This window comes from Klebsiella sp. H-Nf2 (assembly GCF_002806645.1).
GTDB classification, from domain to species: Bacteria; Pseudomonadota; Gammaproteobacteria; order Enterobacterales; family Enterobacteriaceae; genus Klebsiella; species Klebsiella variicola.
Map to the genome: position 1 here is coordinate 207,416 of NZ_PIBL01000009.1, position 12,902 is coordinate 220,317.

General features: G+C 56.9%; 11 protein-coding genes. 2 read left to right on the forward strand and 9 right to left on the reverse strand.

What is annotated here, in order from left to right; all coding sequences use genetic code 11:
• Nucleotides 1-15: 15 nt before the first annotated feature.
• The 9 genes from CWM58_RS20400 to citC form a co-directional block, all read right to left on the reverse strand.
• Nucleotides 16-249 carry a YgdI/YgdR family lipoprotein gene (locus CWM58_RS20400; protein ID WP_002888059.1) on the reverse strand — a complete coding sequence of 78 codons (234 nt, stop codon included), beginning with the start codon at nucleotides 247-249 and terminating at the stop codon, nucleotides 16-18.
• A gap of 168 nt (nucleotides 250-417) precedes the next feature.
• Nucleotides 418-3,642 carry a carbamoyl-phosphate synthase large subunit gene (gene carB / locus CWM58_RS20405; RefSeq protein WP_061155801.1) on the reverse strand — a complete coding sequence of 1,075 codons (3,225 nt, stop codon included), beginning with the start codon at nucleotides 3,640-3,642 and terminating at the stop codon, nucleotides 418-420.
• Nucleotides 3,643-3,659: 17 nt separating this feature from the next.
• Complete coding sequence (gene carA / locus CWM58_RS20410; protein WP_061155802.1) at nucleotides 3,660-4,808, reverse strand: glutamine-hydrolyzing carbamoyl-phosphate synthase small subunit; 1,149 nt, start codon at nucleotides 4,806-4,808, stop codon at nucleotides 3,660-3,662.
• Nucleotides 4,809-5,265: 457 nt separating this feature from the next.
• A complete protein-coding gene (dapB, locus tag CWM58_RS20420) occupies nucleotides 5,266-6,087 on the reverse strand; it encodes a 4-hydroxy-tetrahydrodipicolinate reductase (RefSeq protein ID WP_061155803.1) in 822 nt (273 codons plus the stop codon).
• A gap of 228 nt (nucleotides 6,088-6,315) precedes the next feature.
• A complete protein-coding gene (gene citG, locus CWM58_RS20425; protein ID WP_100681642.1) occupies nucleotides 6,316-7,224 on the reverse strand; it encodes a triphosphoribosyl-dephospho-CoA synthase CitG in 909 nt (302 codons plus the stop codon).
• Nucleotides 7,225-7,242: 18 nt separating this feature from the next.
• Nucleotides 7,243-8,769, reverse strand: a complete 1,527-nt coding sequence (citF, locus tag CWM58_RS20430) for a citrate lyase subunit alpha (RefSeq protein ID WP_061155805.1) — start codon at nucleotides 8,767-8,769, stop codon at nucleotides 7,243-7,245.
• A 10-nt stretch (nucleotides 8,770-8,779) separates the two neighbouring features.
• Nucleotides 8,780-9,649, reverse strand: a complete 870-nt coding sequence (gene citE, locus CWM58_RS20435) for a citrate (pro-3S)-lyase subunit beta (protein ID WP_012968960.1) — start codon at nucleotides 9,647-9,649, stop codon at nucleotides 8,780-8,782.
• Nucleotides 9,646-9,939: a citrate lyase acyl carrier protein gene (gene citD, locus CWM58_RS20440; protein ID WP_012542888.1), complete on the reverse strand. Its 294-nt coding sequence runs from the start codon at nucleotides 9,937-9,939 to the stop codon at nucleotides 9,646-9,648. Before citD ends, citE begins: the two co-directional genes overlap by 4 nt.
• A gap of 30 nt (nucleotides 9,940-9,969) precedes the next feature.
• A complete protein-coding gene (gene citC / locus CWM58_RS20445; RefSeq protein WP_100681643.1) occupies nucleotides 9,970-10,998 on the reverse strand; it encodes a [citrate (pro-3S)-lyase] ligase in 1,029 nt (342 codons plus the stop codon).
• 256 nt (nucleotides 10,999-11,254) lie between these two features.
• Between citC and citS the strand changes: the two genes are divergently transcribed.
• Both citS and CWM58_RS20455 read left to right on the forward strand, forming a co-directional pair.
• The gene (gene citS, locus CWM58_RS20450; protein ID WP_100681644.1) at nucleotides 11,255-12,595 is read left to right on the forward strand and encodes a citrate/sodium symporter CitS; all 1,341 of its coding nucleotides are present in this window, start codon (nucleotides 11,255-11,257) and stop codon (nucleotides 12,593-12,595) included.
• Nucleotides 12,596-12,751: 156 nt separating this feature from the next.
• Nucleotides 12,752-12,902 (forward strand): OadG family transporter subunit (locus CWM58_RS20455; protein WP_206056647.1); only part of this gene is annotated, 151 nt, incomplete at its 3' end.

Genomic DNA, 12,902 nt, shown 5'->3' on the forward strand with positions numbered 1-12,902 from the left:
GCCTGGGATAACCACTTAGTTATCCAGCTCATCCATGGATTTTACCTGGTCGCGGTTAATCTGCTCCACGCGGCCGGTTTCGGCATTTTTGTATGAGACGAGGCCGGTGTCATCATCCACCTGCGGTTTGCCGCTGGTGACAATGGTCTTGCCATCGGTGGTTTTGATCGACTGATTCGATGAGCAGCCGGCCACGAACATGATTGCCGTCGCTGCCAGTGCGGATGCCACCAGAATATTGTTCCGCATTGTATCCTCCTGTCTTTTCATCAATAGGTATCGTTATGGTGCTAACTATAGTTAGCCTGACCCGACAGGTGGTTAAAAGCAGAACTCTCCGAAGATGACCGTAGCCAAAAAAAAGGGCTGACGATGTCGTCAGCCCAGGCTTGTTGTTATCCGGCCAGGCCGGTGCGCTTATTTGGTGATTTGCGCGTGCATTTCCTGAACCGAAATCACCTTCTCGGTGGCATCAGCATTCAGCGCCATCGCAGTGGCAAAGCCGCCGTTCAGGGTGGTGTCGTAATGCACCTTGTACTGCAGCGCGCTGCGGCGAATCAGCTTGGAGTCTTCAATCGCCTGGCGACCTGCGGTGGTGTTGATGATGTAGGTGTATTCGCCATTCTTGATACGGTCCTGAATGTGCGGACGACCTTCATGCACCTTGTTCACCAGACGCGGGTTGATGCCCGCTTCGCCCAGTACAATCGCCGTACCGTGGGTCGCATCCAGCTCAAAGCCAAACTTCAGCAGCTTCGCCGCCAGGTCGACCACGCGCTCTTTGTCGCCTTCGCGAACGGAGAGCAGTGCACGACCCTTTTTCTTCATGGTCGAGTTGCTGCCCAGCTGCGCTTTGGCGAACGCTTCGGCAAAGGTGCGACCCACGCCCATCACTTCCCCGGTAGAGCGCATTTCTGGCCCTAACAGCGGGTCAACGCCCGGGAATTTGTTGAACGGCAGGACCACTTCTTTCACCGAGTAGTACGGCGGGATGATCTCTTTGGTCACGCCCTGCTGCGCCAGCGTCTTACCGGCCATCACGCGCGCCGCGACTTTCGCCAGCGGGACGCCGGTGGCTTTGGAGACGAACGGTACGGTACGCGCCGCACGCGGGTTCACTTCAATCAGATAAACTTCGTTATCTTTCACCGCGAACTGGACGTTCATCAGACCACGAACCTGCAGCTCGAAAGCCAGCTTCTGCACCTGCTCGCGCATCACATCCTGAATTTCCTGGCTCAGCGTATACGCTGGCAGGGAACAGGCTGAGTCGCCGGAGTGTACGCCCGCCTGCTCGATATGCTCCATGATGCCGCCAATCAGCACCATCTCGCCGTCGCAGATGGCATCGACATCCACTTCAATCGCGTCGTCGAGGAAGCGATCCAGCAGTACCGGTGCATCGTTGGAGACGCTAACCGCGGTCTGGAAGTAGCGGCGCAGATCCTGCTCGTCGTAAACAATTTCCATCGCCCGGCCGCCAAGCACGTAAGACGGACGAACCACCAGCGGGTAGCCAATCTCTTTCGCTCTCTCTACCGCCTGCTCAATGGCGGTGACGGTGGCGTTCGCCGGCTGCTTCAGCTTCAGACGGTCAACCGCGTGCTGGAAACGCTCACGGTCTTCCGCGCGGTCGATAGCGTCCGGGCTGGTGCCGATAACCGGTACGCCTGCGGCTTCCAGGGCGCGCGCCAGCTTCAGCGGCGTCTGGCCGCCATACTGGACGATTACGCCCTTCGGCTTCTCGATGCGTACGATTTCCAGCACGTCTTCCAGGGTCACCGGCTCGAAGTACAGACGGTCGGAGGTGTCATAGTCGGTAGACACGGTTTCCGGGTTACAGTTGACCATGATGGTCTCGTAACCGTCTTCGCGCAGCGCCAGAGAGGCGTGTACGCAGCAGTAGTCAAATTCGATACCCTGGCCGATACGGTTCGGGCCGCCGCCGAGGACCATGATTTTATCGCGGTCAACGGACGGGTTGGACTCACACTCTTCTTCATAAGTGGAGTACATGTAGGCGGTATCGGTGGCGAATTCGGCGGCGCAGGTATCCACACGCTTGTAGACCGGATGCAGGTCATACTGGTCGCGCAGCTTGCGAATTTCCGCTTCACGCACGCCAGCCAGTTTCGCCAGACGCGCATCGGCAAAGCCTTTACGCTTCAGGGTGCGCAGGAAGTCGGCGTCGAGGCCGTTGATGCCCACTTCCACCACTTTCTCTTCCAGACGCACCAGCTCTTCAATCTGCACCAGGAACCAGCGGTCGATATTGGTCAGGTTGAAAACGCCGTCTACCGAGAGACCGGCGCGGAAAGCATCCGCGATGTACCAGATACGCTCAGCGCCAGCGTCTTTCAGCTCGCGGCGGATTTTGGTCAGCGCTTCCGGGTCGTCGAGGCTCACTTTCGGGTCGAAGCCGGTAGCGCCCACTTCCAGGCCGCGCAGCGCTTTCTGCAGCGATTCCTGCTGGGTGCGGCCAATCGCCATCACTTCGCCGACGGATTTCATCTGGGTGGTCAGACGGTCGTTAGCGCCGGCGAATTTTTCGAAGTTAAAGCGTGGAATTTTGGTGACCACGTAGTCGATGGACGGCTCGAAGGAAGCCGGAGTGCGGCCGCCGGTGATGTCGTTCATCAGCTCGTCGAGGGTGTAGCCCACCGCCAGCTTGGCCGCCACTTTAGCAATCGGGAAGCCGGTGGCTTTCGAGGCCAGCGCCGAAGAGCGAGAGACGCGCGGGTTCATTTCAATAACGATCAGGCGACCGTCTTTCGGGTTCACCGAGAACTGCACGTTAGAGCCGCCGGTTTCCACACCGATTTCACGCAGGACCGCCATCGAGGCGTTACGCATGATTTGGTATTCTTTGTCGGTCAGGGTCTGCGCCGGGGCAACGGTGATGGAGTCGCCGGTATGGATCCCCATGGCATCGAAGTTTTCAATCGAGCAGACGATGATGCAGTTGTCGTTCTTATCGCGCACCACTTCCATCTCGTACTCTTTCCAGCCGATCAGCGATTCATCGATCAGCAGTTCGTTGGTCGGAGAGAGATCCAGGCCGCGTTCGCAGATTTCTTCGAACTCTTCGCGGTTATAGGCGATACCGCCGCCGGTGCCGCCCATCGTAAAGGACGGACGGATAATGCACGGGAAGCCAACGTCGGCGGCAACCGCCAGCGCTTCTTCCATGGTGTGGGCGATGCCGGAGCGCGCGGTGTCGAGGCCGATTTTCTTCATCGCCACGTCGAAGCGACGACGGTCTTCCGCTTTATCAATCGCGTCGGCAGTGGCACCGATCATGGTCACGCCGAACTCTGCCAGCACGCCCTGACGTTCCAGCTCCAGCGCACAGTTCAGCGCCGTCTGGCCGCCCATGGTCGGCAGCACCGCATCTGGGCGCTCTTTTTCGATAATTTTACGTACCACTTCCCAGTGAATCGGCTCGATGTAGGTCGCATCGGCCATTTCCGGGTCGGTCATGATGGTCGCCGGGTTGGAGTTCACCAGGATAACGCGGTAACCCTCTTCACGCAGGGCTTTACAGGCCTGCGCGCCGGAGTAGTCAAACTCACACGCCTGACCGATAACAATCGGGCCCGCGCCCAGAATCAGGATACTTTTTATGTCTGTACGTTTTGGCATTGCTCTTTTACTCCTGATTATTTCGCGGACTGACGGTAGAGCTCAATTAACTCGATAAAATGGTCGAACAGCGGCGCGGCATCGTGCGGCCCCGGGCTCGCTTCAGGGTGCCCCTGGAAGCTAAACGCCGGTTTGTCGGTACGATGAATTCCCTGCAGGGTGCCGTCGAACAGTGACTTGTGAGTCACGCGCAGGTTGGCTGGCAGCGTGGCTTCATCAACCGCAAAACCATGGTTCTGAGCGGTAATCATCACCACGTCGTTATCAATATCTTTAACCGGGTGGTTGCCGCCGTGGTGGCCGAACTTCATCTTAATGGTCTTCGCACCGCTCGCCAGCGCCAGCAGCTGATGGCCAAGGCAGATGCCGAATACCGGAATATCGGTCTCAAGGAATTTTTCAATCGCGTCGATAGCGTAATCACACGGCGCCGGGTCGCCTGGGCCGTTAGAGAGGAAAATACCGTCCGGATTCAGCGCCAGGACATCCGCCGCCGAGGTCTTCGCCGGTACCACCGTCAGGCGGCAGCCGCGATCAACCAGCATGCGCAGGATGTTGCGTTTTGCGCCGAAGTCATACGCCACGACGTGGAAGGGCAGCTCGCTCTCCGCTTTCGCTTCCGGCAGGTCGCCCGCCAGGGTCCAGCTGCCTTGCGTCCAGCTGTAGGTCTCTGCGGTGGTCACTTCCTTCGCCAGATCCATGCCGTTCAGGCCCGGGAACGCTTTCGCTTTTTCCAGCGCCAGTTGAGCATCCGGGTTGTCGCCCGCGATGATGCAACCGTTTTGCGCCCCTTTCTCACGCAGCAGACGCGTCAGCTTGCGGGTATCAATATCGGCAATCGCCACGATGTTATGGCGCTTCAGATAAGAAGAAAGATCTTCCGTATTGCGGTAGTTGCTGGCAATCAGCGGCAGGTCGCGAATAACCAGACCCTGCGCGTGTACCTGAGAAGATTCTTCATCGGCGGCGTTGGTGCCGACATTACCAATATGAGGATAAGTAAGAGTGACGATTTGGCGGGAATAGGAAGGATCAGTGAGGATTTCTTGATAACCGGTCATTGAAGTATTGAAAACGACTTCCCCAACCGCCGTGCCGGTTGCCCCGATGGCCCGACCGTGAAACTGGGTTCCGTCTTCCAGAACCAATAGCGCTGACTTAATCAAAACACCCTCCAGAGAATATCCACTCACTTTATTTGCATATTAATTCATAAACACGATCTGAATCAATGCAAATCTGTTGCCCGCAGAATTTTGGCAAACGGCGGCATTCTGGAGAGATGTCGGATAAAAGTCAACTTAAAGCGGAGATTTTTAATGTCATTTTACGCCACTGGCGCATAACACGTGATTTTTACGCCAAAAAGATCAACAAACCTGGCTGAGAAAACGCTTGCGGACAAGGAAGAGTGTAAAATTAAGCGTCGTACTGCAAAAAAGTGGACCAAATGGTCAAAATTTACATTTCATTCACCAAAAACAACTGGAAAATGATACTTTATAGCCAACTCATTGAAAAACACAAACCAAACCCATAAAAATAAAAAAGGGCAACAATATATTGCCCCTTGCATCAATGACTTATTGATTGCAATAACCACATCACGATGGGTAATAATCGTTATAAACTGTTCAAATCCAGCACATCACGCATGTCAAAAAGACCACTTTTCTTATCTTTAAGCCATAATGCCGAACGAACTGCACCATTAGCAAAGGTCATGCGGCTGGACGCTTTATGGGTGATTTCAATACGCTCGCCAATATCGGCAAACATTGCCGTATGTTCGCCGACGATATCGCCCGCACGGACGGTCGCGAAGCCAATGGTGCCCGGAACGCGTTCGCCGGTATGACCTTCACGACTGTAGACGGCGCAGTCCTTCAGATCTTTGTTCAATGCTCCGGCGATCGCTTCGCCCATCGCCAGCGCGGTGCCTGATGGTGCATCCACTTTATGCCGGTGGTGCGCTTCGATAATTTCGATGTCGGTGTAGTCGCCCATCACCTTTGCCGCCTTCTCCAGCAGCTTTAACAGGACGTTGACGCCGACGCTAAAGTTAGCGGCGAAGACAATGGCAATCTCCTGCGCGGCGTCGCGAATCGCCTGCTTGCCAGCGTCGTCAAAACCGGTGGTGCCGATGACCATCCCTTTGCCATGCTCGCGGCAAAACGCCAGATGATTCAGCGTGCCTTCCGGGCGGGTAAAATCGATCAACACGTCGAAATCATCTTTTACCGCCGTCAGGCTGCTCTGCACCGCGACGCCCGCTTTGCCGGCGCCCGCCAGCTCCCCGGCGTCGCTGCCCACCAGGCTTGACCCTTCGCGCTCCAGCGCCGCGCCCAGCGCCACGCCTTCCATCTGCAATGCAGCCTGAATTAACTGGCGTCCCATCCGGCCGCCCGCGCCGGCGATGGCCACGCGGATTTGTGCATCATGCATAGCTATTCTCTTTTGTTAACATTACGTAAATTGTTTTCAGAGTAACCAGCCCGTCAGCGGGCCGCTACTCAAAAACGCCGATAATTAGAAATTTATGACAAACGGCGGACGATATCAGTAAAAACTATACGATTGTGCCGCAATTCCATGTTTACGTAGTGACAACCGGGAAGGCTAATGATGGCGCCTTCGCCCCTACAGTGCGGGCGAAGGCGGTGTTGCAGTGGGTTACAGCGGGAAAAGCGCGCCGGCGGGAAACGTGGATAAAAACCAGGTCACCGCCAGCAGATCGGCGCTGCCGCCGGGGCTGAGATGGCGGGCAATCAGCTCGTCGTCAAACTGGCGCAGCGCCTCCAGCCCGCCGTCAGCCAGCACACCGCCCTGCCACAGCAGTCGCTGCGCCTCCTGCTGGACAAAGTTCAGCCCGGCAAGCCCGCCACGCGAGACCAGGTTAGTGTCATCATTCCACGCCATCAGATGCAGCAGGGTTTGCAGCAGCGCCAGATTGCTGTCGCCGGTCTCTTCCATCATGCGGGTAAAGACCGGTAATGCCTGGGTACGCACCGTCAGGAAACCGCTCTCCGCCTCGCCACGGGCCCCGGAGAGGCCATAACGCAGAAAATGGGCCTCACCTTTACTGAGCCGTTCCCCACTCGCGGCGGACAATTCCTGCATAACCATGCCGCGACAGAAGCGCGCCACCTGGTCACAAAGCCGGTGTTGTTCAATCGGCTCACCTTTCGACACCAGCCTTCCCGCCGCCGCGCTCAGCAAACCGAAAGCGAAGATCGCCCCACGATGGGTATTCACCCCGCCGGTGGCCTCCAGCATATCGTTTTCACAGGCCATCCCTACCGGGCGCAGCATCATCAATACCTGCTCTGGCGCAACCGCCGCGGTATCGTGACCCATGATAAAAAACTTCTCCATCCACGGCGCCACCACCGCAGTGCTGGCCTCAAACGAGGCCAGATCCATATCCCGGTGCGCGCCAGCGTTACGAATATCCACCAGCCCGGGCTTGGGGGTCAGGCGAACTTCGGTCAACAGCGCGCGCTCTACCGCGCTGACCACCTCTTCGGCGCTCAGTGGCTTCGCGCGCCGCACACGCGCAGGATTCATTAACACGTCGCTCATGGCCTTTCCCCTCTGCGTTTAGTCGCTGTTTTTCACCTGACGAATCACATCGATGACTGAACCGTCGCGATAGCGCACGACCGCCACCACCCGATCGGTAAATTCGATCGGCTGCGGCTTGCCGGTCAACAGCTCTGCACGCTGCTGCAGCTCCTCAATAGTCATCAGCGGAATACCCGCGTTGCGTAAATTGTCGATCAGGTCCTGCCGCGCCGGGTTTACCGCAATGCCGTGGTCAGTGACCAGCACATCCACGCTGGCTCCAGGCGTCACACGGGTCAGCACTTTTTCCACGACGCAGGGAATACGGCCGCGAACTAACGGCGCGGTAATGATGGTCAGATCCGCGCCGGCGGCGGTATCGCTATGTCCGCCGGATGCACCGCGCAGCACGCCGTTGGAGCCGGTCATCACGTTGACGTTAAAGTCGGTATCGATTTCCAGCGCGCTGAGCATTACCACGTTTAAGCGCTCGCAGGAGGCGCCTTTAGAGCCTGGGCTGGCATACTGATTGGTGGAGATCTCGACGTGGTTCGGGTTCTGCGCCAGCGAACGCGCGGCGTCGCCATCGAACGACTGGGTATCGAGCAGCGTTTTGATCAGCCCCTTTTCGTGCAGATCGACCATCGTGCCGGTGATGCCGCCAAGGCCGAAGCTGGCGGTGATGCCGTTACGGCGCATTTTGTCTTCGAGGAAGCGGCTGACAGCCAGCGAGGCGCCGCCGGTGCCGGTCTGCAGCGAGAAGCCGTCTTTAAAGTAACCGGAATGCTCGACCACCTTCGCCGCCTGACGGGCAATCAGCAGCTCACGCGGGTTGCTGGTCAGACGGATCGCGCCAGCGGTAATTTTTTCCGGATCGCCGACTTCGTCCACCTGGACGATCAGATCTACCTGATCCTGGGCGATACTGGCCGGATAGTTTGGGTAATCCACCCACGCTTCGGTCAACAGCACCACGCATTTGGCATGTTCCGCATCAACGCGCGCATAGCCCAGCGAACCGCAGCGCGACTTACCGCTAAAGCCGTTGGCATTGCCAAACTCATCGCAGCAAGGGACGCCAAGGAACGCCACATCAATCGACAGTTCGCCGCTTTGAATCAGCTGTACGCGACCGCCGTGAGAGTGGATCTGCACCGGGTTTTCCATCAGGCCGGCGGAGATCTCCTCGCCCAGCTTGCCGCGCAGACCGGAGGTGTAGATCTGGCGGATCACGCCATTTTTAATATGCTCGATCAGCGGCCAGTGGGCGTCGATCAGCGAACTGGATGCCAGGGTCAGATCGCGAAAGCCCATTTCCGCCAGCTTCGCCACCACCATATTGACCACTTTGTCACCGCCGCGAAACGCGTGGTGGAACGAGATAGTCATGCCGTTTTGCAGGCCGGAGCGACGGATTGCCGTTTCCAGCGAGTCGCAGATTTTACGTTGGCGCTTTTCTGTTTCACTGGCCAGCCATGGGCTTTTCGCCGTCACGCCGCTATAAGGGGTCAGTCCTTCCGGCATCACGTACTGCTGATTAAGCATTGCTACAGTTTCTTTCATCTTGTTCCCCTTAATCACGAATACCGGAAGCCGAGAGCGCCACCACTTTGCGAGCGTGGTCGATAATCGGTCCGTCGATCATCTTGCCGTTCAGCGACACCACGCCCAGGCCGCGCGACTCTGCCTCTTCCGCTGCGGCAATCACCTCCAGCGCATGGTCGACCTCTTTGCGCGTCGGGGCATAGACCTGATGCAGGAGTTCAATTTGTCGTGGGTTGACCAGCGATTTGCCGTTGAAGCCGAGGTTTTTCGCCAGATTCGCTTCCGCGAGAAACCCCTCTTCGTTGTTGATATCCGACCACACCACGTCATAGGCGGCGATGCCGGCAACGCGCGCGGCATGCAGTACCGCGCAGCGGGCATAGAACAGTTCAGTGCCGTCGCCGCGGGAGGTGCCCATATCCATGACATAGTCGAAGGCCGCCAGCGCAATCGCGGCCAGACGCGGGCTGGCGCGGGCGATCTCCACCGCGTTCACCACCCCCAGCGCCGACTCAATAGCCGCCATGAGTTTGGTGCTGCCCACTTCCCGTCCGCACTCGCGTTCAATCCGCTCAACGTGCGCTTCCAGCTCATGGATATCTTCTTTGCTGTCGGTTTTCGGCAAACGCACCATGTCCACACCCGCGCGTACCACCGCTTCAAGATCGGCCAGACCAAACGGGGTGTTCAGCGGGTTAATGCGCACCACGGTTTCGATATCCTGATACAGCGGATGCTGCAGCGCCTGATACACCAGCAGACGGGCGGTATCTTTCTCCCGTAACGAGACGGCATCTTCCAGGTCGAACATCACCGCATCGGCACCGTAGACGAATGACGTGCTTAACATGGCGGCGTTGGCGCCAGGGATAAACAGCATACTGCGACGTGGTTTCATAGCTGGCTCCATTGCAATTGAGACTGTTGCGCCGCGCGCAGCGCCGCGGCCTGTACGCGGGCTCGCAAAACACACTCCAGGGCGCCTTTATCATCGACCACCACGTTGGCCTGCTTCACGCCAAGCTGCGCCAGCGTTTCTCTGACCACCTGCTCGATCGCGGCGCCAAACTGTTGTTTCACAATGCTGTCGATTTCCAGCTGAATGCCCGGCTGCGCCGCCGGTCCAATCCTGACCATCACATCGCTGGACTCCAGCGTGCCGGCCAGGGCGTCAATCTTCATTTCCATAGGGGAAAATCCTTAGTTAGGGCGTATAAATCAGGCGGTTTGATGTTCGCTCTCCGCCAGTTGCATCAGAAAAGAGAGGGTTCCCGGCGGCACCAGCGCCGCGACGGCTTGCCAGTTGCGCTGTCGGTACAGCTCGCGCACGCGAGAAGCGGATATCGGCCCGCCGTTTTTTTCGATGCGCGCCAGCTCAACCACTTCAACTGGCGGCGCGTCACCGGGCGCTTCCAGCAACGCTTTCATGCGCTGGTTGTAGCTGCGGGTCAGCGAACACAGCGGCTCGGTGCCGACAAAGCGATGGGTTATCTGCAGCGCCGGGGCCAGGCGTTCGCGGAAGATCTGCAGGTCGATCTGGCTGTGGCAGTCATCGACCACGCCCTGCTCTTTGAGGAAGTAGCCGGGGAACGTCGCCCGTGAGATGAGGTACGCCGAACCGGGATGCAGCGTCACCTTGTCGATGCCGGCGATACCTTTTTCGATAAGCGTAAAGCGATCGTGATAGGAAAAGCTGGAGGCATCTTCCTTCACGACAAACAGATGTAACCAGTCGCACTGGCGTGCCGCCTGCTCCACCAGCCAACGGTGGCCGAGGGTAAACGGGTTAGCATTCATCACGATGGCGCCGATTTTGCGTCCCGGCTGACGGTACATCGCCAGCTGTCGGCAGTAGCGGGTCAGCCGTTCGCGGCTATTTTCCATTAATACGGCGCGATCGCCCGCCTGGGCAATTGGCCAGAAGCCTGCCCCGGAAAATAGCGCAGCGTTACTGGGTTTAGTGAATAAAAACAGCTCGCTGCGTCCCAGCTCATAGGCCAGCGTCAGGAGCTCGGTCAGTAATTTAAGGCTCAGCCCCTCCCCCTGCAGCGAGGGATCGATGGCGATGCATTTCAGCACATTGCCGGCGATAGCACCGCAGCCGACCAGCCGCTGCTGATACTCGGCGATAATCGCCATTTCGCAGTCGGCCTCTAACGACAGTTGATGCTGGCGGAGAAACCGATCGATCGCCTCTCGCCGCGGTTTATCTTTTAATAGCTGAACGCGTTTTAATATCAGTGTCATTTTTTAGCGCTTCGTCATTTCAAAACGACCTGTATTTCGCCAGCGTTCGGCTATGGATTCTTGTATTTAAGTCACAGTTTTTCTCGTGGCTTAATTGGCTTTATGGTTTTTATGTTGTTAATTAATTCAGAATCATAAAACCAATTAAATTAATAAAAAACACGAGTATTCAGTGAAGGTAATCACACCTTACCACTGGGTCTATTTATTACTATGCGCCGGTCTTAATACTCCATCGATAAACAGGATAACGTTTATGACTAACATGAGTCAGGCTCCGGCAACGGAGAAGAAGGGCGTTAGCGACCTGCTGGGATTTAAAATCTTCGGCATGCCGCTACCTCTTTACGCGTTTGCGTTAATTACACTATTACTTTCACATTTCTATAACGCTTTACCCACCGACATTGTCGGCGGTTTCGCCATCATGTTTATTATCGGCGCCTTGTTCGGCGAAATTGGTAAGCGCCTGCCAATATTCAATAAATATATCGGTGGCGCACCGGTGATGATTTTCCTGGTGGCAGCCTATTTCGTTTATGCCGGTATTTTCACGCAGAAAGAGATCGATGCCATCAGCAACGTGATGGATAAGAGTAACTTCCTTAACTTATTCATCGCAGTATTAATTACCGGTGCGATTCTGTCGGTGAACCGCCGCCTGCTGCTGAAATCGCTGCTCGGCTACATCCCAACCATCCTGATGGGCATTATCGGCGCGTCGATTTTCGGTATCGCTATCGGTCTGGTGTTCGGGATTCCGGTTGATCGCATCATGATGCTCTACGTTCTGCCGATCATGGGCGGCGGCAACGGCGCGGGTGCGGTACCGCTGTCGGAGATTTATCACTCCGTCACCGGCCGCTCACGTGAAGAGTATTACTCTACTGCCATCGCTATCCTGACCATCGCCAACATCTTCGCCATCGTCTTTGCCGCGATACTCGATATCATCGGTAAAAAGCACACCTGGCTGAGCGGTGAAGGCGAACTGGTGCGTAAAGCCTCATTCAAAGTGGAAGACGATGAAAAAGCGGGACAAATCACCCATCGTGAAACCGCCGTCGGCCTGGTGCTTGCCACTACCTGCTTCCTGCTGGCGTACGTCGTCGCCAAGAAAATCCTGCCCAGCATTGGCGGCGTTTCGATTCACTACTTCGCGTGGATGGTACTGATCGTTGCGGCGCTAAACGCTTCCGGCCTGTGCTCACCAGAAATCAAAGCCGGCGCCAAGCGTCTGTCTGATTTCTTCTCTAAACAGCTGCTGTGGGTACTGATGGTCGGCGTCGGCGTCTGCTACACCGACCTGCAGGAAATCATCAACGCCATTACTGTCTATAACGTCGTTATCGCCGCCGTAATCGTTATCGGCGCGGTGCTCGGCGCGGCGGTCGGTGGCTGGCTGATGGGCTTCTTCCCAATAGAATCGGCGATCACCGCGGGCCTGTGTATGGCTAACCGCGGCGGCTCCGGAGACCTGGAAGTTCTTTCCGCCTGTAACCGTATGAGTCTTATCTCTTATGCGCAAATCTCCTCCCGTTTGGGCGGCGGTATTGTGCTGGTCATCGCCAGTATCGTGTTCGGCATGATGATTTAACCCATTTGCACGGTGGCGCGTTGAACTGACGAGGTAAATGGCCTATCAGGGTCCAATGCCGGGAGCGGCAGAGGGAAATCCACCCTACTCCTTAGCCGGAAACGCCAGAAACGTCGCCAGGCAGCGCGCCATCGTGCCCCTATTTGAGATGTACCAATGACTGACAATGCCGTCCTGTTAGGCGAAGGCTTCACCCTGATGTTTCTCGGCATGGGCTTTGTGCTGGTGTTCCTGCTGCTGCTCATCTTTGCCATTCAGGGAATGTCCCTCGCCGTGAACCGTCTGTTCCCTGAGCCGCCTGCCGCCC

What these genes read in the sequence shown, in the direction of transcription:
- carB (WP_061155801.1), bottom strand. Translation starts at nt 3,642, where the DNA reads ATGCCAAAACGTACAGACATAAAAAGTATCCTGATTCTGGGCGCGGGC.
- citC (WP_100681643.1), bottom strand. Translation starts at nt 10,998, where the DNA reads ATGACACTGATATTAAAACGCGTTCAGCTATTAAAAGATAAACCGCGG.
- dapB (WP_061155803.1), bottom strand. Translation starts at nt 6,087, where the DNA reads ATGCATGATGCACAAATCCGCGTGGCCATCGCCGGCGCGGGCGGCCGG.
- citF (WP_061155805.1), bottom strand. Translation starts at nt 8,769, where the DNA reads ATGAAAGAAACTGTAGCAATGCTTAATCAGCAGTACGTGATGCCGGAA.
- citG (WP_100681642.1), bottom strand. Translation starts at nt 7,224, where the DNA reads ATGAGCGACGTGTTAATGAATCCTGCGCGTGTGCGGCGCGCGAAGCCA.
- citE (WP_012968960.1), bottom strand. Translation starts at nt 9,649, where the DNA reads ATGAAACCACGTCGCAGTATGCTGTTTATCCCTGGCGCCAACGCCGCC.
- citS (WP_100681644.1), top strand. Translation starts at nt 11,255, where the DNA reads ATGACTAACATGAGTCAGGCTCCGGCAACGGAGAAGAAGGGCGTTAGC.
- CWM58_RS20400 (WP_002888059.1), bottom strand. Translation starts at nt 249, where the DNA reads ATGCGGAACAATATTCTGGTGGCATCCGCACTGGCAGCGACGGCAATC.
- citD (WP_012542888.1), bottom strand. Translation starts at nt 9,939, where the DNA reads ATGGAAATGAAGATTGACGCCCTGGCCGGCACGCTGGAGTCCAGCGAT.